Source organism: Xenorhabdus sp. XBWT, from assembly GCF_059072735.1.
This window is the reverse complement of sequence record NZ_CM180990.1, coordinates 1325217-1344435: the sequence shown is the minus strand read 5'-3', so window position 1 is coordinate 1344435 and position 19219 is coordinate 1325217. Positions and strand designations below refer to the sequence as shown.

General features: G+C 40.4%; 15 protein-coding genes, 6 tRNA genes and 1 pseudogene. 17 read left to right on the top strand and 5 right to left on the bottom strand.

Going from position 1 to position 19219, the window contains the following annotated elements; translation table 11 throughout:
* Positions 1-7: 7 nt before the first annotated feature.
* The 4 genes from glnS to AC5JQI_RS06090 form a co-directional block, all read right to left on the bottom strand.
* Positions 8-1675: a glutamine--tRNA ligase gene (glnS, locus tag AC5JQI_RS06105; RefSeq protein WP_493914058.1), complete on the bottom strand. Its 1668-nt coding sequence runs from the start codon at positions 1673-1675 to the stop codon at positions 8-10.
* Between the two features lie 150 nt (positions 1676-1825).
* Positions 1826-3055 (bottom strand): DegT/DnrJ/EryC1/StrS family aminotransferase, encoded by a 1230-nt coding sequence (locus AC5JQI_RS06100; protein WP_493914057.1) that lies wholly within the window; start codon positions 3053-3055, stop codon positions 1826-1828.
* 78 nt (positions 3056-3133) lie between these two features.
* Positions 3134-3898, bottom strand: coding sequence for a glycosyltransferase (locus AC5JQI_RS06095; protein ID WP_493914056.1), 765 nt, complete (start codon positions 3896-3898; stop codon positions 3134-3136).
* 49 nt (positions 3899-3947) lie between these two features.
* On the bottom strand, positions 3948-4805 hold the full coding sequence (locus AC5JQI_RS06090) for a phytanoyl-CoA dioxygenase family protein (protein WP_493914055.1): 858 nt from the start codon (positions 4803-4805) through the stop codon (positions 3948-3950).
* A 570-nt stretch (positions 4806-5375) separates the two neighbouring features.
* Here AC5JQI_RS06090 and AC5JQI_RS06085 point away from each other — a divergent pair.
* From AC5JQI_RS06085 to AC5JQI_RS06025, 13 genes and pseudogenes are all read left to right on the top strand, one after another.
* Positions 5376-6677, top strand: a complete 1302-nt coding sequence (locus tag AC5JQI_RS06085) for a glycosyltransferase (protein ID WP_493914054.1) — start codon at positions 5376-5378, stop codon at positions 6675-6677.
* 339 nt (positions 6678-7016) lie between these two features.
* The gene (gene nagE / locus AC5JQI_RS06080; RefSeq protein WP_493914053.1) at positions 7017-8531 is read left to right on the top strand and encodes an N-acetylglucosamine-specific PTS transporter subunit IIBC; all 1515 of its coding nucleotides are present in this window, start codon (positions 7017-7019) and stop codon (positions 8529-8531) included.
* A gap of 377 nt (positions 8532-8908) precedes the next feature.
* Positions 8909-9742: a glucosamine-6-phosphate deaminase gene (nagB, locus tag AC5JQI_RS06075; protein WP_493914052.1), complete on the top strand. Its 834-nt coding sequence runs from the start codon at positions 8909-8911 to the stop codon at positions 9740-9742.
* 1 nt (position 9743) lies between these two features.
* The gene (gene nagA / locus AC5JQI_RS06070; protein ID WP_493914051.1) at positions 9744-10901 is read left to right on the top strand and encodes an N-acetylglucosamine-6-phosphate deacetylase; all 1158 of its coding nucleotides are present in this window, start codon (positions 9744-9746) and stop codon (positions 10899-10901) included.
* 12 nt (positions 10902-10913) lie between these two features.
* Positions 10914-12137, top strand: coding sequence for a DNA-binding transcriptional regulator NagC (gene nagC / locus AC5JQI_RS06065; RefSeq protein ID WP_493914050.1), 1224 nt, complete (start codon positions 10914-10916; stop codon positions 12135-12137).
* A gap of 155 nt (positions 12138-12292) precedes the next feature.
* A tRNA-Met gene (locus AC5JQI_RS06060) sits at positions 12293-12369 on the top strand.
* Positions 12370-12374: 5 nt separating this feature from the next.
* A tRNA-Leu gene (locus tag AC5JQI_RS06055) sits at positions 12375-12459 on the top strand.
* A 68-nt stretch (positions 12460-12527) separates the two neighbouring features.
* Positions 12528-12602: transfer RNA gene (locus AC5JQI_RS06050), tRNA-Gln, on the top strand.
* A gap of 85 nt (positions 12603-12687) precedes the next feature.
* Positions 12688-12762: transfer RNA gene (locus AC5JQI_RS06045), tRNA-Gln, on the top strand.
* A gap of 43 nt (positions 12763-12805) precedes the next feature.
* Positions 12806-12882 (top strand) — tRNA-Met (locus AC5JQI_RS06040).
* Positions 12883-12896: 14 nt separating this feature from the next.
* A tRNA-Gln gene (locus AC5JQI_RS06035) sits at positions 12897-12971 on the top strand.
* A gap of 259 nt (positions 12972-13230) precedes the next feature.
* Positions 13231-13443: pseudogene (locus AC5JQI_RS06030) on the top strand (type II toxin-antitoxin system HigB family toxin); the annotation flags it as partial.
* An 18-nt stretch (positions 13444-13461) separates the two neighbouring features.
* Entirely contained in the window at positions 13462-13836 is a 375-nt protein-coding gene (locus AC5JQI_RS06025; RefSeq protein ID WP_493914049.1) for a helix-turn-helix domain-containing protein, read from the top strand.
* A 78-nt stretch (positions 13837-13914) separates the two neighbouring features.
* Here AC5JQI_RS06025 and ubiF read toward each other — a convergent pair whose 3' ends face one another.
* A complete protein-coding gene (gene ubiF, locus AC5JQI_RS06020) occupies positions 13915-15102 on the bottom strand; it encodes a 3-demethoxyubiquinol 3-hydroxylase (RefSeq protein WP_493914048.1) in 1188 nt (395 codons plus the stop codon).
* A 202-nt stretch (positions 15103-15304) separates the two neighbouring features.
* Between ubiF and miaB the strand changes: the two genes are divergently transcribed.
* The 4 genes from miaB (at position 15305) to corC (ending at position 19212) form a co-directional block, all read left to right on the top strand.
* Positions 15305-16726: a tRNA (N6-isopentenyl adenosine(37)-C2)-methylthiotransferase MiaB gene (gene miaB, locus AC5JQI_RS06015; RefSeq protein WP_323855559.1), complete on the top strand. Its 1422-nt coding sequence runs from the start codon at positions 15305-15307 to the stop codon at positions 16724-16726.
* A gap of 94 nt (positions 16727-16820) precedes the next feature.
* Positions 16821-17798, top strand: a complete 978-nt coding sequence (locus AC5JQI_RS06010) for a PhoH family protein (protein ID WP_493914629.1) — start codon at positions 16821-16823, stop codon at positions 17796-17798.
* The gene (gene ybeY, locus AC5JQI_RS06005) at positions 17795-18262 is read left to right on the top strand and encodes an rRNA maturation RNase YbeY (protein WP_323855560.1); all 468 of its coding nucleotides are present in this window, start codon (positions 17795-17797) and stop codon (positions 18260-18262) included. The genes AC5JQI_RS06010 and ybeY overlap by 4 nt, the downstream gene beginning before the upstream one ends.
* Positions 18263-18333: 71 nt before the next feature.
* A complete protein-coding gene (corC, locus tag AC5JQI_RS06000; protein ID WP_493914047.1) occupies positions 18334-19212 on the top strand; it encodes a CNNM family magnesium/cobalt transport protein CorC in 879 nt (292 codons plus the stop codon).
* Positions 19213-19219 lie beyond the last annotated feature (7 nt).

Sequence of the window (19219 nt, the reverse complement as noted above, 5' to 3'; positions counted from 1 at the left end):
AGCTGTATTATCCCTGTGAGATTTTTGCCCAAGTATCACGCAGACCAACCGTGCGATTAAACACCAGACGATCAGCACTTGAGAGACGGCTATCAGCACAGAAGTAACCTTCACGCTCAAACTGGTAGGTTTTTTCCGGCAATGCGCTTGCCAAACCAGGCTCCACAAAGCCCTTACGGATCACCAGCGATTCTGAATTAATAGTAGACAGGAAGTCATCTTCCGCACCCGGGTTTGGTACGCTGAACAAGCGGTCATACAGATGAAATTCCGCTGGTACACCATGTGAAGAGCTTACCCAATGAATAACTCCCTTGACTTTACGACCATCAGCCGGATCTTTATTCAGGGTCTGTTCATCATATCGGCAATAAATCGTTGTAATGTTGCCTTCTGCATCTTTTTCAACACGCTCAGCCTGAATCACATACGCATTACGCAGACGCACTTCTTTCCCCAGCACCAGACGCTTATATTGACGGTTTGCTTCTTCACGGAAATCCGCACGGTCAATACAAAGTTCGCGGCTGAATGGAACTTCACGGCTACCCATTTCCGGTTTGTTCGGATGGTTAGGCATCGTCAGGATCACCTCACCTTCCGGCATGTTCTCAATCACCAGTTTAACGGGGTCAAGAACCGCCATCGCGCGCGGTGCATTTTCATTCAGGTCATCACGGATACAAGATTCCAATGAAGCCATTTCAACATTGTTATCCTGCTTCGTTACACCAATGCGGCGGCAGAATTCACGGATAGATGCAGCAGTATAGCCACGGCGACGCAAACCAGAGATGGTTGGCATACGCGGATCATCCCAACCATCAACAATGTTTTCTGTCACCAATTGGTTCAGTTTACGCTTCGACATCACCGCATATTCCAGATTCAGGCGAGAAAACTCGTACTGGCGCGGATGGCAATCGATCGTGATGTTATCCAATACCCAGTCATACAGACGACGGTTATCTTGGAATTCCAGTGTACAGATGGAATGGGTGATCTCTTCCAGTGCATCAGAAATACAGTGCGTGAAATCGTACATCGGGTAGATACACCATTTATTGCCCGATTGATGGTGCTCTGCAAATTTAATGCGATAGATCACCGGATCGCGCATCACGATGAACGGAGATGCCATATCGATTTTGGCTCGCAGACACGCTTTACCTTCTCCGAATTCACCAGATCGCATTTTTTCAAATAGGGCGAAATTTTCTTCCACACTACGATCACGATACGGGCTGTTTTTACCCGGTTGTTTCAAAGTCCCACGATATTCACGGATTTCGTCGGCGCTCAATTCATCGACATACGCCAGTCCTTTGTTGATTAACTCAATGGCGTATTGATACAGAGTATCGAAATAGTCAGAAGAGTAACGAATATTGCCGCTCCACTGGAAACCCAGCCACTGAACATCAGTTTTAATCGACTCAACGTACTCGATATCTTCTTTAACCGGGTTTGTATCATCAAAACGTAGGTTGCATTGTCCCTGATAGTCTTGAGCGATGCCGAAATTCAGGCAGATCGACTTAGCATGACCGATATGCAGATAACCGTTGGGTTCAGGTGGGAAACGGGTATGTACGGATGTATGTTTACCCGTTGCCAGATCTTCGTCAATAATCTGACGAATAAAGTTTGTCGGACGGGCATCTGCCTCACTCATCGTTTTTTCCTCAATGCAAAAAGCGCTTTAACATAATCCTCTATAATCCAATAAGCTGAACCGATAAACAATACTTTGTTCGTGGGAAATGGCGGAATGGTGAAAGTTAATGTGTAAAAGCGGGAAGCCAAAACCCTTCCCGCTACAAAATCAACCAACTCGGTGACTGTTCAATACAGTAATCAATTGCTCCGCACAATAAACAATATGTTCTTCACTCCAGCTAGGATGCAAATACAGGCTGATTGTTCTGGGCAATAAAGAACGTGCTGTTTCACACACTACTTCACAGTAATTGACCGATTCCGGTGAGGTGTATTCTGTAGAATGGAAAGGGAAATTCGATGAACCAAAACCACGCAATTCCCGGAATACTTTTTCTCCATAAGCTTCCGGCCACTGGATCTTAAACGCAGGAACACCTATCTTTTTCAAGTCACTCAGAATAACTTCAGCCGTACAATCTAATTTGCTCAGATCAAAAATTATCGGATATAACCAGTAAGCATTGCATCTGTCCTCAGAATTTAAAGGTAAACTATCAATCAAATCAATATCGGCTAATTTTTCATCGTAAATCTTGGCATATTGCTGACGATTTTTCATATTCCAATCATCAAATCGTTCCAGTTCATTAATCCCGATGATCGATTGAATTTCAGTCATGCGATAGTTATAACCAATACGGTTATGTACATGCCATGAAACCTCCTCCAAAGCGAGAAGATCGAACTTTTTCCTTACATCAAAGCCATGATCGCGATAGGCACGGCATTCCCAACCAATTTCCGTATTATTGGTGACAACCATGCCCCCTTCTCCGCCTGTCGTAAAATGTTTTGACTGACAAAAGCTAAAAGTTCCAACATCACCGATTGTACCGATTGATTGTCCTTTATATTTTCCACCCAAACATTGCGCACTATCTTCTATCACTTTGAGATTATGTTTGCGTGCGATAGCCATAATAGGATCCATATCACATACCACGCCATAAAGGTGGACAACAATGATCGCTTTAGTGCGAGAAGTAATCAGCGACTCGATTTTGTCAGGATCAATAGTGTGCTCTTCTGTCGTATCACAAAAAACAGGAATGGCTCCACATTGTAAAACTGCAAAAGAGGTGGCAATAAAAGTATAAGAAGGGACTATCACCTCATCGCCCGGGCCAATATTCAATGCACCAACTGCAATATTCACGGCAGAAGTTCCTGAGTTACAGGAAATTGCCATTTCTGCACCAATCCAACTGGCAAATTTATTTTCAAATTCCATGCCTTCCTTTCCAGTCCAATAATTAACTTGTCCAGACAAAAGTGGAACTTGAATATCTTTAAGCGTTTTTTCTGCAAAGCAAGGCCAGTGAGGGAAATTCATAATAATGTTCCTTAAAGTTTTTATGATGGATTTTTATTCAACGCTTTATTATTTAATGCTTTTTATTTAAAAACAAAGTTAGCTAATCTTTGGATCATTAATAATCCAATATATTTTTATGGAAAATACTTCAAAAATCATCACACCATAATTACGTAACGTTTTAATTAAATTCCAGTTTTCTCTTGTATCTTCCCAAACAACAGGAAGCTGATGTAAAGTTTTAGTCAGTCTTTTTGTCAGATAAATAACTTCAGCATCAAAGGCATATCCCTTTATTTTTTGTTTAGAAAATATTTCTTTTGCCAATTCGGATTTCATCATTTTGAATGGGCATTGTGAATCAGATACTTTGCATCTTAATAACAGGTTAACTATCTTTAAAAAACATTTACTTGTTATTTTTCGATAAATATTCGCTTTAGATTTATTCTTTGAAAAACGTTCTCCAATTACTAAATCAATATTAGATTTTTCAATTTTTCGGTATGCGTTAAAAAAATCATGTTCTCTTACCGGGAAATCAATATCTGTATAGAAAACATATTTCCCCTTTGCCAAATCAACACCTCGCCGAATACTATAGCCCTTGCCATAATTCCCACAATTAGAAACAACCAAAATATCTGGATACTGTTTCTTTATTTTTAAAATATCTGAATCATGAAAACTATTTTTATTTGAATCATTAACAATAATTATTTGCACTTTTAATACGTTTTGAATCTGTCTGATTCTCTGTATTGTTTTTTCAATAACTGAATAACATTCATGATACCTGGGAAGAATAATTGAAACATCAATATTATTCTCTACGTAATATATCATTTTCTCTCCATCCATTATGCCCTTTTCACCATTAAAAAAACCTCAATTATAGGAAGCCGAAAACTTATCGTGCATACCCTAATAGCCGCCTACCTAGTTCTGTTAGTTTAATATAAGAGGTATTTTGTTGATCGGCTTTCTTTCTTGGAAAAGATTTACCTGTGATAGATGTTGTCGGTAATCCTTGTTTATATGCCAAAATACGTTCTCTAATTTTCTGCTCCGACAATTCAATACGGGGAAAATAGCAAAAATATTGAGCTAATCTTGGTTTTCCAGACGTATTTGGCCTATTACCATGAGGTAATGCACCATGAAAAATAACATAATCTCCCGCCTTCAACGGAATGGATTCTATTTTCATTCCTGTTGTATCAGGAAACCGGCTATTATAGCCTTTGGGTTGTTTGGCTAACCATTCATCAATGACTTTATGAAAGCCAGGAACACACTGAAACCCGCCAGAAGTACCATCATCATCCGTCAAACTCAGTAAACCTTGTATTTTCGTTTCTAATGGCCGCATTGATACATCAATATCCCAATGAATAAATCCTTCATATTCCCAACTATCGGTAATAGGTGGATTCATATTTACCCGGTCAATACTTACTAAAAGATCCTTTGTGCCAAATATTTTCTCATATACCAAATAAATCGCCTGATTCTGGCGATTATCCCATAAAGTTTGATGATGATAGAAAGGAATACGCCCCATTTCATCTATTCCTGATCGAGAGCGTATTTCTGTATCATAAAAATCACTGTTTTTTTCTTTATTCATTTCCAGAAAATTAAATATTGTATCTACTGTCTTATTTGCCATCTCCTTGCTAATAGCAGACTCAATAATGATATATCCATTTTCATTCCAATCTTTCAAATACTGTTCCATTTTGTCAACAAAAAACACCTGAGACATTTTACTTTACTGCCTATATAAGATTAATATCAATGAAAAAAAATTATTAAATAATAAGTAAGATTATCAATAAAATTACGTCAAATCGACTTAAATTAAATTACCTTAATCCAAATAAAATTCAAATAAAAAATTTAAGATCCAAATAAAATCCAAAATAAATAATGCACTGAATAATATAAATTAAATAATCTAAAGAATTATTAAAAATAATAATTATTATATAATGTGATGGTAACATATGAAAACCATTTAAAATAAATTAATAACAAAATTAAATACACCTTTAATATAAAAAATAATTTAATTTCATCCGTTACATAAGTATATCTAAAAAACAATTCCATGGTTTCATTATGAGTAGTATCAATGAATTGATTTAATGAAAAAGACTATTATTGCTATCAGTCTACTTTAACCCCAGAAAATAAAAGCCTATTTCATTCGGCTCTTAGCAAATTGTCGCTTGATATTTATGCTTTTCAGCATATCTGCGTAACCGGGAATTTTGCCTTTACTATTATCACTACCCAATATCAAAATAACTATAGATATCAGATGAGTATACAAATGAAACATCAATTGTCAGATAATGAAAAAATGACTATCGCGATAGTCATTAATGAGAAATACATATCAAACCACTATGCAGATGGTTTTAAAGTAGGAGCAACATCATTCACTATAAAAATAGCTGATTTCTTCATAGATAAGCAGTTATTTGCTGGATTTATACTCTATAAAAGAGATGAGTCTCTATTAGTTCCTAAAATTAATCAGTTAGAAAAAAATGGCATAAAGTATGTTAAATTATTTTTCAATTTCTCTATGAATCCAGAAGATATTAAAGATGCCTTAGATCAATGCCTATCACTTCTCGCCCAAGGTGATATGCAAAAGAAATCAAATATTTTTACTTATTATCAAACAGATACTCTTATTCCTTATCACCCAGAAAATATACCCTGTGGGGTAACGCATCATGGGCCTTTTGTCGAGGACTTCCAAAATAATTATTCCCAAGATGAGTCTTACCTAGCGTTTGAGAATAAAGAAAAGGCTGTTCATCTTTATAAACAACAAGCTTTAGGAATTAATACTTTAGTCAATCAAGAGTGTTTTATTATACAACATTCAACTCTTCAGGGTAATTATTTATTGAGCAAAGGCGTTCGCCAAGAAAAAATAAAACAGATCAATCCACCTATGTTTTCTAGCAAAAATAAAGAATTCAGTATATTACATCAAGATATCAATGAATTCATAAAAATAAAAAAAGAGGAAATTTTATTATTCACCGCGGTTGCCCGATTGGATTATTTTAAAAACATAGAGTTATTAATTAATGCCTCTCTTAGCTTATTGGAAAAGAGTATCCCGGTAAAAATATTAATTTTAGGTGATGATGAGCAATATAGTATCAGAAGAAATGCTCTGTTTTCTATGATCCCTATAGAATACAGGAAATACTTTTTAATTTTACATAAGCTACCCCAATCAGACTTATTAGGTATATTTAATGCAATCAAAAAAAAGGCTATTTTTGTATGCTCATCCCGCTATGAAACTTTGGGTATTACTCCCTTAGAAGCTGCATTAAATGGCATCTACTCAATCGTTCCAAACCTAGATGTAGTAGAGGCTTCAACTTATTTTTTACCGAAAGATAAGTTTGAGTATGACATAGCATCACTGGTAGAAAAAATAATCTCTGTATATGTGAAAAAGTCATTTACATCCAATACACAACAACAACTTCTCAATACTTTGCTGTCACAAAGTATCTTTGAACAAAGCATGAATAAAATTTATGATGAAATTTCAATGCATTATCTCATTAAAATTCCCGACCACGCCAAACACCCCTTATAATCACAATCATAAATAGTTACACCAAGTGAGCACAGAAATGTGCTCATATCAAATTTCACTCCGTAAAATTTACAAAAAAGACCAAATTCGAAATTAAATTCCGATATATTTTAATTAAATAAATTAAAATCCTAAAATTTAAATATATGCATTTTAATTAAATTGGATAAAAAGAAATTATCTCGTGATTTCTCTGCTTACTTCCTCATTTTTCACTAATATCGTTACAATGATCACAATTACTTATTTACCTGTGGCTTTTCATTATTTTTCAATTAAAAATAAGTCATGATGATAATGAAAAGTCTCCAATAATATTTATTACAATAGGTGAGCGCCATGGGTATATTTAGTTACTTGCAGCGATTGGGAAAAGCTCTCATGCTTCCAATCGCTCCACTTCCGGTAGCCGCGTTACTATTGCGGCTTGGTCAACCCGATGTATTCAATATTGCTTTTATTGCCAGTGCGGGTGGCGGAATTTTTGAAAATTTGCCTTTATTATTCGCATTGGGTATTTCTGTCGGTCTTGCGAAAGACAATGGTGGGGCGGCTGCACTCGCTGGTGTTGTAGGTTTTTTTATTCTAACAAAAGCAACTGCGGTTATTGATCCTAAAATCAATATGTCATTTTTCGCGGGTATTATTGCCGGTATCGTTGCCGGGCATTGTTATAACCGCTTTTCTGAAACTCAATTGCCGGAGTTTTTGGCATTTTTTGCCGGCAAACGCTTAGTTCCCATTATAAACGGTATTATTTGTCTTTTTCTTGCATGGATTTGCGGGCATATCTGGCCATATATACAACATGGCATTGATAATTTTAGTCTTTTGGTATCAAAAAGCGGGATGGCAGGATGGTTTACATATGGTGTTCTTAACCGTGCGCTTATTCCATTTGGCCTTCATTATATCTTGCACTCCGTTTTCTGGTTCAGTTTAGGCGACTGTTTGAAAATTACTTACGATCTGGCTGGATCGATACACAATATTTGTTTGGCTCCAGATGTAGTAAGCTCGCTCACTATTGGAGCAACCGTACCCGGAATAGAAGGTTCAAGCATCACACAAATAGCGAGTGAACTCGCCCGTGGTGATCTCAACCGCTTCTTTGCCGGTGACCCTAAAGCGGGTGTTTATATGGCATGGGCCTATCTAATCTTTATGGGTGGTTTACCTGGCGCAGCTTTAGCGATGTATTTAGCCGCTCCGAAAGAACGCCGTCCTCAGATTGGTGGTATGCTGTTTTCCGTCGCCTTAACATCATTCCTTACAGGGATCACTGAACCCATAGAGTTTTCATTCCTGTTCTTGGCTCCCGTTCTCTATGTTTTACATGCGGTGCTTTCAGGCATCAGTATGGTAATCACTAACTCTTTGGACGTTTTACACGGATTCGGCTTCTCTGCCGGACTCATCGATTTTGGATTAAACTGGGGACTGGCAACAAAACCATGGATACTCGTTCCTCTTATCGCCTTATTCTTCATTATCTATTTTGCCTCTTTTACCTTAATGATCCGGATTTTCAATCTCAATACATTAGGTAGGGAAGAAGAAAATACTGATAAAGCAACCTCTGCATCTCAAGATAAAGAAGCTATCACACATTACATCAAAGCCCTCGGCGGTGCCCAGAATATTCGTACTGTCGATGCTTGCATCACCCGGCTCCGCTTAACGGTGAAAGATAATACTCAGTTAGATGAAGCTCAATTAAAGAAATTAGGTGCTAAAGGAGTCTTAAAAATAGGTAAACAGAGTATTCAGGTCATTCTTGGCCCACAAGCTGAAAACATCGCAGAACAGGTCAAAATCCAGCTAAAATCAAGCAACGCAAACAAAATTGAATAATATTCTATCTGCTACTCCAAAAAGGAACGTAATCACGTTCCTTTCTCCTTTACTAAAATCACGTCATTAAATTGCATTTAAAAAAGTAAAATAAAAACATAATACTTTTTTTTCAAAATAAAAAAACAGTCTTTTAAATCTCATTAAGAAACCATATCAAGTGCTTAAATAGCTAAACAGCTAGCTACCCAACTCAACTTATTTTATCATATGAAATATCTTTATCCCATTGAAATGGGACACGGCCTGACACAGAACAGGTATGATGTGCGTTTTTACCCTACAGCTATCGCACATGACATCGATATCTCGGATATCGCGTATATCGTGCATAGCCCTCATAATTAAATTAATGAATAAATTTTTAAGAGGTAATCATGAGGCTTATTCCCCTAACTACGGCAAGTGATGTTGGTCGATGGTCTGCTCACTATATCGCATCTAAAATCAATGAATTTAATCCAACGGCAGAGCGCCCTTTCGTACTGGGGCTACCCACGGGCAGTACACCACTGGCTACCTATAGGGAATTGATTTCTCTGTACCAGACTGGAAAAGTGAGCTTCAAGCACGTTGTGACTTTTAATATGGATGAATACATCGGCCTGCCGGAAGATCACCCTCAAAGCTACCACTCATTTATGCACCAAAATTTCTTTAGTCATATTGATATCCCAAAAGAAAATATCAATTTGTTAAACGGAAATACGACAGATATTGATGTTGAATGCCAGCGTTATGAAAATAAGATCAAAGCATATGGCAAAATCCATTTATTCATGGGCGGTGTAGGTAATGATGGGCATATTGCCTTTAATGAACCTGCATCTTCTCTTTCTTCGCGCACACGCATCAAAACCCTGACTATTGAAACTCGAACAGCAAATTCCCGTTTCTTTAATAATGACGTAAAACAAGTTCCCAAATATGCTTTGACCGTTGGCGTAGGAACCCTGATGGATGCCGAAGAAATTATGATTCTGGCAACCGGAATGAATAAAGCACAAGCTCTGCAAGCCGCAATAGAAGGGCATATCAACCATATGTGGACAATCAGTTGTCTCCAAATGCATCCCAAATCACTTATTGTCTGTGATGAACCAGCAACAATGGAATTAAAGGTGAAAACAGTTAAGTATTTCCGTCAGTTAGAAGCTGACACTATCAATGAATTCGTCAGCCAGAACTTATTTCAGGAGTTAATAGACTAATATGTACGCATTAACCAACGGTATTATCTATACCGGATATGACAGGCTTGATAATCATGCAGTTATCATTGCGGATGGTTTGATTAAGCAGGTTTGTCCGGTCGATGAGTTGCCAAAAAAGATTGAGAAGCGCGATTTACATGACGCAAACCTCGCTCCCGGATTTATTGATCTGCAAGTCAACGGTTGTGGTGGTGTCCAGTTTAATGAACGGTTGGAAGATATCTCCGAAGATACTCTGCATGTCATGCAGGCAACCAACCAGCTCTACGGATGTACCAGTTTTCTTCCTACCCTTATTACCGGTCCCGATGAATTAATGATTAAAGCCATCGAAGTAATGCGCTCTTATATCAAAAATAACCCCAATCAGGCCTTAGGGCTACATCTGGAAGGGCCTTATATTAACCCCGTTAAAAAAGGGACTCACAATCCGGCATATATCCGTAAACCTACACCAGAAATGATGAATTACCTGTGTCTTAATGCGGATGTTATTACTAAGATTACTCTTGCCCCTGAAATCGTTGAAAGCAAATATATTCAGCAATTAGCCGAAGCTGGTATTGTTGTTTCTGCGGGTCATTCCAATGCCACTTATGAAGAAGCACGCCATGGTTTCCAAAACGGCATTACTTTTTCTACCCACTTATATAATGCAATGCCTGCAATTTCAGGCCGTCAGCCCGGCCTAATCAGTGCCATTTATGACTCATCAGAAATCTATGCCGGCATTATCTGTGATGGAATGCATGTATCATGGCCAAATATCCGTAATTCCAAGAAATTGAAAAATGAAAAACTGATTTTGGTAACGGATGCTATCGTCCCTGCCGGACTCGCTTCTGACGCAATGCAGCAATTTACCTTTGCCAACAAAACAATATATTATCGAAATGGTTTATGTGTCGACGAAAATGGAACGCTAAGCGGCTCATCAATCACAATGATTGGTAGCATCAAAAATAGTGTTGAACACGTTGGTATTGCTTTAGATGAAACGTTGCGGATGGCGACGCTGTACCCTGCCCGAGCTATCGGTGTTGATAAACATTTCGGCACGATTGAATCTGGTAAGGTAGCGAATCTGACCGCATTTACTCACGATTTCAAAATCTGCAAGACCATTGTTAACGGAAATGAAGTCAAACTATCGTGAGTATAAAAACTGATGGGTAATGAGAATACACAGAAGCAAATCGGTAATATTGATCTGGTTAAACAATTAAATGGAGCTGTGGTCTATCGATTGATTGATCAGCATGGCCCCATATCACGTATTCAAATTGCAGAAGAAAGCCAGCTTGCTCCCGCCAGTGTAACCAAAATTACTCGTCAGCTATTGGAACGTGGCCTGATTAAAGAAGTTGAGCACCAAGCTTCCACCGGAGGAAGGCGTGCTATCTCTATTGTTACTGAAAGCAGACATTTCCATACTATTGGGATTAGGCTCGGGCGCCATGATGCCACTTTAGCACTATTCGATATGAGCGGTAAAACGCTGACGGAAGAGCGCTACGCTATACTGGAAAATACGCAGCAGGAAGTCGAAAAGCGGATTATTTCCGCCATTGATAGTTTCATTGACCAAAATCAGCGTCGGATTCGGGAGTTGATCGCAATTTCAGTGATTATCCCCGGTCTTGTTGACCCCGATGAAGGCATTATCCGCTATATGCCACATATCAAAGTGGAAAACTGGCCTCTGGTTTATAATCTCAAAAATCACTTCAAGACCTTCTGTTTTATTGGTCATGACATTCGTAGTCTGGCATTAGCAGAAAATTATTTTGGAGCAACCCGCGATTGTGAGGACTCCATTCTAGTACGCATCCATCGCGGAACTGGTGCCGGTGTTATCGTTAATAACAATATCCTGCTCAACAAACGCGGCAATTTGGGCGAAATAGGCCATATTCAAATCGAGCCTCTGGGTGAACGCTGCCATTGCGGTAATTTTGGCTGTCTGGAAACTATCGTATCTAACTCAGCGATAGAGTCCAGAGTACAGCATCAGTTACGTCAGGGCTTTCCAAGCCAGCTCACTTTGAATAATTGCAATATTCATGCGATCTGCCTCGCAGCCAATGCAGGTGATCCTCTGGCAACCGAAATTATCCGGCAAGCAGGGCACTATCTTGGCAAGGCTATCTCGATAACGATTAACTTATTTAATCCCCAGAAAGTGGTTATTGCTGGCGAAATCGCGGAAGCCGAGCAGGTTTTGCTTCCTGCTATTCAGAACTGCATCAATAAACAAGTGTTAAAAGCATTTCGTGAAGAGCTGCCAGTTGTCGTTTCTGAGCTAAATCACTGCTCTGCAATTGGAGCATTCGCACTTACGAAACGCGCCATGCTTAATGGTGTACTGTTGCAACATCTACTTGGAGGATAATTTCAACCAATTCTGTCGGCTTTGTCGGCAAAGTGATTACAAGACAAACAAACAAACGATTTAGTGCATATTTCTTTAAAAAAGCAGTTGACGCATCTGTCTGATATACGCATAATGCGCCCCGCACCGCCGATGAAGGCAAAGCGAAAAAAGATGGCTACGTAGCTCAGCTGGTTAGAGCACAGCACTCATAATGCTGGGGTCACAGGTTCGATTCCCGTCGTAGCCACCATCTTTGCGGGAGTGGCGAAATTGGTAGACGCACCAGATTTAGGTTCTGGCGCCGCAAGGTGTGCGAGTTCAAGTCTCGCCTCCCGCACCATTTTCTTTATCGGGTTGTACTTAGAATTTACATTCGTAACGTTTTAAGTTTTAGTATGTTGTTTCAGGTGGGGTATCGCCAAGCGGTAAGGCACCAGGTTTTGATCCTGGCATACCCTGGTTCGAATCCAGGTACCCCAGCCATTCTTAAATGAAACAGTTGATTAAAACAATTGTTCCTGAATTAAAAGTCTAAGCATAACGAAGGTTGTAATGATGACCATTCAGGTGGGGTATCGCCAAGCGGTAAGGCACCAGGTTTTGATCCTGGCATGCCCTGGTTCGAATCCAGGTACCCCAGCCATATCACCGAAGGTTATCACAAAATCTACAATTAAGTTGTAAATGGCTACGTAGCTCAGCTGGTTAGAGCACAGCACTCATAATGCTGGGGTCACAGGTTCGATTCCCGTCGTAGCCACCATTTACAAATTAAGTTGGGGTATCGCCAAGCGGTAAGGCACCGGATTCTGATTCCGGCATTCCCAGGTTCGAATCCTGGTACCCCAGCCATATTTATCAATGAGTTAAGCAGCAATATATTGGAAAGAATCCCACCTCAAGGTGGTTTTTTTGTTTTTCTGCCACCCAAAAAATCATGTCATTATCTATAGCTGTATCCCAGTACCTACATACTTTTCAATCATCAATAAATACAATATTTGCTACTTGAAAAATGACGGTTAAATAATACGAAAATATCGTTAAGTAGCATGGTGCAAAAATCATACTATCACTTGCATGAGTCTCAAAACGGGACCAGCATGAGTTTATGAAAATAATATCCATTGCATCACTAAAAGCTTTTTGGGAAAAGTATCCTGAGGCGGAACAACCACTAAAAGCATGGTTTGATGGAGCTAAAAAAGCTTCTTGGAAAACACCTGCTGAAATTAAAGCGCAATACCGCAATGCAAGTATCCTGAAAAATAATCGTGTGGTATTCAACATCAAAGGGAATGACTACCGACTTATAGTTTCTATCTTTGAGCCGGAGTGAACTATGAACATTAAACCTATTAGAACAGAACAAGATTATCAATATGCGTTAAAAACCATTGCTCCATTGTTTGATAATCAGCCTGAAATTGGAACACCTGAATTTGATTACATGGAAGTTATGGTGTTGCTAATAGAAGCCTATGAAGCAGAACATTATCCAATCGATCCACCCGACCCCATTGAAGCCATTAAATATAAAATGGAGCAATCAGGTTTAACTGTTAAAGACTTGGAACCAGCCATTGGTAAATCCAATCGTGTTTATGAGATTCTCAATCGTAAGCGTAATCTGACACTACCTATGATACGAAACCTGAATAATATGTTTGGAATTCCCGCTAATATCCTTATAAAACCAACAAAATCAGCCCAATAAGGGCTGATGATTTCAAATCCTAATTACGCTTCAAGTCATCAGTAAGCAACACGGTTGCTTGACGATAGAGAGAATCACTCACAATCCCAATGCATATTTCAGTGCGCGATTTTTTATTGAACCTGAATGTTGAGCCGCCATCAATGCTAAATTACGCATTGTTTTCAATCCCGGTAAATTACTGCTGAATGTAGTATGAAAGAGATCCATTCCCGCTTGCATCACCAAATTATCCGGCATCCTGCGACGTTGGTAACGCATCAAAACTGCCAATGAATCCCACTCTTCCAGCACTTCCTTAGCCTTAGTCAGTTCCTTAAGCAAAACATCAACGTCCCGATATCCCAAATTCACTCCCTGCCCTGCCAGTGGATTAATGGTATGAGCCGCATCACCCAATAAGACCAATCCTTCTTGAACATAATGGCTGGCATGATGACGGGCCAGAGGAAATGAACCTGCTGCAATTGGTGTGACTTTACCCAAACGGCTGGGAAATGCCTGAAAAATTTCTAGCTCAAGCTGTGCCATTGTCATTGATTGCAATTGGCGAATACGGGCTGGAGAATCGTACCAAACCAATGAAGCCCATTGATCAAACAGTGGCAAAAAAGCTCTGGGACCAGAAGGAAAAAACTGCTGCCATGTTATATCTTGTTGAGGTTGCCCAGTTTTGACGGTTATCAGCATACATGACTGACGATATTGCCATCCTCTGCTGCCAATGCCTGCGAATTGGCGAACCTGAGAACGGGCACCATCGGCACCAATAATCAGACGAGTACCAATTTCCGTTCCATCTGACAATGCCACCAGCCATGATTTAGTTTCATGCTGGCGCTGCATCGATTTCAGGGTGGTGGGACAAAACAATGTCAGATTTGGATAACGCTCAAACTCCTGCCACAATGCCAGTTGCAAGATCCGGTTTTCCACCATGTAGCCCAATTCTGGCAACCCTAAGTTCTTAGCCTCAAAAATAACATTGGAATCATTTTGTTCCCACGTTTCCAGCTTCCGATAAGGAGCACTGCGAATGTTCAATACATTTTCCCATGCCCCCACTTGCTTCAATAAGTCCACGGAAGTACAGCTAATTGCAGATACACGAATATCAGGCTCACTGCCAGCAATATAAGGTTCCGGTGGCTGATGTTCTAATAATGCAACTCGCCACCCTTCCTGCGCTAATCCCAATGCAGTTGCGGCGCCAATCATGCCCGCCCCCACGACAACGATATCGAATTTTTGTTGTGGATTATTCATATTCATCACGTTATTAACTTATTGATTAAAGCAGTGTACCGGAATTTTCCCTTTCCGGCTGTGAATATCCGATGTTACAGTCTGGTCACTGGTATCTCAAATGACTACAATAGCCAACAAAATTATGCTAAATACACTATGTGCAACACATTGCGCTTTTCAGTGTTGAAGCATCATTCCACTGGAAACACCGGAACATAAAATGTCGAAACTATATATTAAAACCTGGGGCTGTCAGATGAACGAATACGATTCATCCAAGATGGCCGACCTACTGGAAACCACTCACGGTTATCAGTTAACCGATGTCGCCGAAGAAGCAGATGTCTTACTCCTGAATACTTGTTCAATCCGTGAAAAGGCGCAGGAAAAAGTCTTTCACCAGCTTGGTCGCTGGAAAGGTCTGAAAGACAAAAATCCTGAAGTCATTATAGGTGTTGGTGGCTGCGTAGCCTCTCAGGAAGGGGATTTTATTCGTCAGCGCGCACCTAGCGTCGATATTATCTTTGGGCCACAAACCCTGCACCGTCTGCCTGAAATGATTAATCATGTTAAAGGCACTCGCAGCCCCGTTGTTGATATCAGCTTCCCGGAAATCGAAAAATTTGACCGTCTGCCGGAGCCTCGTGCTGAAGGCCCGAGCGCATTCGTCTCCATCATGGAAGGCTGCAATAAATACTGCACATTCTGTGTTGTTCCTTACACGCGCGGGGAAGAAGTCAGCCGCCCTTGTGATGATATCCTGTTTGAAATTGCCCAGCTTGCGGCACAAGGAGTACGTGAAGTTAACTTACTCGGTCAAAACGTAAATGCCTACCGAGGTGCGACGTTTGATGGTGATATCTGCACATTTGCAGAACTGCTGCGTTTGGTTGCAGCCATTGATGGTATCGACCGTGTCCGTTTCACCACCAGCCATCCGATTGAGTTTACTGACGACATCATCTCTGTTTATGAAGATACGCCGGAATTGGTAAGTTACCTGCATTTACCTGTCCAGAGTGGTTCTGACCGCATTCTGACGTTGATGAAGCGTGCCCATACTGCGCTGGAATACAAAGGCATCATTCGCCGTCTGCGCAAGGCTCGTCCTGATATTTTCATCAGTTCTGACTTCATCATCGGTTTCCCGGGAGAAACACAGGATGATTTCGAAAAAACTATGAAGCTGATTGCTGACGTTAATTTCGACATGAGTTTCAGCTTTGTCTACTCAGCACGTCCGGGAACACCTGCCGCTGATTTGCCGGATGATGTAAGTGAAGAAGAGAAAAAACAGCGCCTATACTTGTTACAACAACGTATTAATCAACAAGCCATGAGCTTCAGCCGCGCAATGCACGGCAGCACACAGCGTATTCTGGTTGAAGGGCCATCCCGTAAAAATATCATGGAACTTTCTGGTCGTACTGAAAATAACCGTGTGGTTAATTTTGAAGGTACACCTGACATGATTGGCAAATTCGTTGATGTCGAAATTGTTGATGTATACGCCAACTCTCTGCGTGGTCAAGTCATTAGAACTGAAGATGAAATGGATCTACGCGTTCACGAATCCCCTGAATCAGTCATTGCCCGTACTCGTAAGGAAGATGAACTCGGCGTCGGCCTTTACCAGCCTTAATAGGCCCTAATTATAGAGATAATCAGTGACACAAATAAACCCACAAACAACAACACAAGAAATCTTTCTGGAACCCTTAGACAATCAACGTTTGATGAGTCTGTGCGGACCGCTTGATGATAACCTGAAACAAATTGAGCGTCGTTTGGGTATCGAAATTAACCGTCGTGACAATCGTTTCAAACTGGTAGGTAAGCCTTTGTGCGTTAGTGCGGCAACCGAAATTCTGCGTCACCTTTATGTCGAAACCACTCCTGTGCGTGGCGTAATACCTGATCTTGAGCCTGAACAGGTTCATTTGGCTATCACCGAAAGCCGCATACTGGAGCAAGTAGCAGAAAGCGTGTCTGAATATGGCAAGGCCGTGAATATCAAAACCAAACGGGGGGTTATTAAACCCCGTACTCCCAATCAGGCGCAGTATATTTCCAACATCCTGACTCATGATATTACGTTCGGAGTCGGACCTGCGGGAACAGGGAAAACCTATCTGGCAGTTGCTGCTGCGGTTGATGCACTGGAACGTCAGGAAATCCGCCGTATTTTGCTGACACGTCCTGCGGTTGAAGCCGGTGAAAAATTGGGGTTCTTGCCGGGAGATCTGAGCCAGAAAGTCGATCCTTATCTACGCCCGCTTTATGATGCACTGTTCGAAATGCTGGGATTTGAAAAAGTTGAGAAACTGATCGAAAGAAATGTTATTGAAGTAGCTCCACTGGCTTATATGCGTGGACGCACCCTGAATGATGCCTTTATTATTCTCGACGAAAGCCAGAATACCACCATCGAACAGATGAAAATGTTCCTGACACGTATTGGCTTTAATTCTAAAGCTGTCATTACGGGGGACGTAACTCAGATTGACTTGCCAAGGGGACAAAAATCAGGCTTAAGCCACGCAGTGGAAGTTTTGTCTGATGTTGATGAACTAAGCTTTAACTTCTTGCATAGCGAAGATGTTGTCCGCCATCCGGTGGTTGCAAAAGTTGTTATCGCTTATGAAGCATGGGAAGCAGCAGAGCAGAAGCGTAAACAAGAGCTAAACGAAAAGCGCAGACAGGAAGCACAATGAGTTCAGTCATATTAGATTTGCAAATTGCATGTGAAAACCCAGAAGGGCTTCCTGAAGAAGCCCTGTTCCAGCGCTGGCTGGAAGGTGTTTTGCCTCAATTTCAGGCTGAAAGTGAAGTCACAATCCGTTTGGTTGATGAAGCAGAAAGCCACGATTTAAACCTCACTTATCGTGGGAAAGATAAACCAACCAATGTGTTATCCTTCCCATTTGAAGCACCACCTGAAGTTGAATTGCCATTACTGGGTGATTTAATTATCTGCCGGCAGGTTGTTGAAAAAGAGGCAGAAGAGCAACAAAAAACTGTCGAAGAACACTGGGCACATATGGTCGTTCACGGCAGTCTCCATCTTCTGGGGTATGATCATATCGAAGATGATGAAGCAGAGGAAATGGAGTCTCTGGAAACAGAAATTCTAAAAATAATGGGTTATCCTGATCCTTATCTGACGGAAAAAGAATAACCATTGACAGCATTTTTATGTTAAATATTACAATCCACGATTTTATTAATGGGAACTTTCATTAAAACTCCATGAGCGACGACCATCCTTCAAGTAACGATAGCCCTGGCCCTAAGAAAAGCTTCTTTGCGCTTCTTAATCAGCTTTTTCACGGTGAACCGAAAAACCGTGATGATTTGGTTGAACTGATTCGTGATTCTGAACAGAATGACCTGATCGATCCTGACACCCGAGAAATGCTCGAAGGAGTAATGGATATTGCTGACCAACGCGTGCGTGACATTATGATCCCACGCTCACAGATCGTTACCTTAAAAAGCAATCAATCTCTGGACGAATGTCTGGATGTTATTATTGATTCGGCACACTCACGCTTTCCTGTGATCAGCGAAGATAAAGATCACATCGAAGGTATATTAATGGCGAAAGATCTGCTGCCGTTTATGCGTACGAATGCAGAACCTTTCAGCATTGATAAAGTACTTCGTCAGGCTGTTGTAGTGCCGGAGAGTAAACGTGTTGACCGTCTACTAAAAGAATTTCGTTCTCAACGCTATCATATGGCGATTGTGATTGATGAATTTGGCGGTGTTTCCGGCTTGGTCACAATCGAGGATATCCTTGAACTGATTGTGGGTGAAATAGAAGACGAATACGATGATGATGATGATAACGATATTCGTGCTCTAAGCCGCCATTCCTATTCAGTGCGGGCATTAACTCAAATTGAGGATTTCAACGACGTTTTCGCAACCAATTTCAGCGATGAAGAGGTTGATACTATTGGAGGGTTAGTTATGCAGGCATTTGGTCATCTGCCTTCCCGTGGAGAATCCATCACCATCAATGGCTATCTTTTCAAAGTAGCAATGTCTGATAGCCGTAAAATCATTCAGGTTCATGTAAAAATACCGGATGATGCTGAAGTTCCTAGCATTGACAAACAATAATAGGATC

What these genes read in the sequence shown, in the direction of transcription:
- glnS (WP_493914058.1), bottom strand. Translation starts at nt 1,675, where the DNA reads ATGAGTGAGGCAGATGCCCGTCCGACAAACTTTATTCGTCAGATTATT.
- AC5JQI_RS06100 (WP_493914057.1), bottom strand. Translation starts at nt 3,055, where the DNA reads ATGAATTTCCCTCACTGGCCTTGCTTTGCAGAAAAAACGCTTAAAGAT.
- AC5JQI_RS06095 (WP_493914056.1), bottom strand. Translation starts at nt 3,898, where the DNA reads ATGGATGGAGAGAAAATGATATATTACGTAGAGAATAATATTGATGTT.
- AC5JQI_RS06090 (WP_493914055.1), bottom strand. Translation starts at nt 4,805, where the DNA reads ATGTCTCAGGTGTTTTTTGTTGACAAAATGGAACAGTATTTGAAAGAT.
- AC5JQI_RS06085 (WP_493914054.1), top strand. Translation starts at nt 5,376, where the DNA reads ATGAAACATCAATTGTCAGATAATGAAAAAATGACTATCGCGATAGTC.
- nagE (WP_493914053.1), top strand. Translation starts at nt 7,017, where the DNA reads ATGGGTATATTTAGTTACTTGCAGCGATTGGGAAAAGCTCTCATGCTT.
- nagB (WP_493914052.1), top strand. Translation starts at nt 8,909, where the DNA reads ATGAGGCTTATTCCCCTAACTACGGCAAGTGATGTTGGTCGATGGTCT.
- nagA (WP_493914051.1), top strand. Translation starts at nt 9,744, where the DNA reads ATGTACGCATTAACCAACGGTATTATCTATACCGGATATGACAGGCTT.
- nagC (WP_493914050.1), top strand. Translation starts at nt 10,914, where the DNA reads ATGGGTAATGAGAATACACAGAAGCAAATCGGTAATATTGATCTGGTT.
- AC5JQI_RS06025 (WP_493914049.1), top strand. Translation starts at nt 13,462, where the DNA reads ATGAACATTAAACCTATTAGAACAGAACAAGATTATCAATATGCGTTA.
- ubiF (WP_493914048.1), bottom strand. Translation starts at nt 15,102, where the DNA reads ATGAATAATCCACAACAAAAATTCGATATCGTTGTCGTGGGGGCGGGC.
- miaB (WP_323855559.1), top strand. Translation starts at nt 15,305, where the DNA reads ATGTCGAAACTATATATTAAAACCTGGGGCTGTCAGATGAACGAATAC.
- AC5JQI_RS06010 (WP_493914629.1), top strand. Translation starts at nt 16,821, where the DNA reads ATGAGTCTGTGCGGACCGCTTGATGATAACCTGAAACAAATTGAGCGT.
- ybeY (WP_323855560.1), top strand. Translation starts at nt 17,795, where the DNA reads ATGAGTTCAGTCATATTAGATTTGCAAATTGCATGTGAAAACCCAGAA.
- corC (WP_493914047.1), top strand. Translation starts at nt 18,334, where the DNA reads ATGAGCGACGACCATCCTTCAAGTAACGATAGCCCTGGCCCTAAGAAA.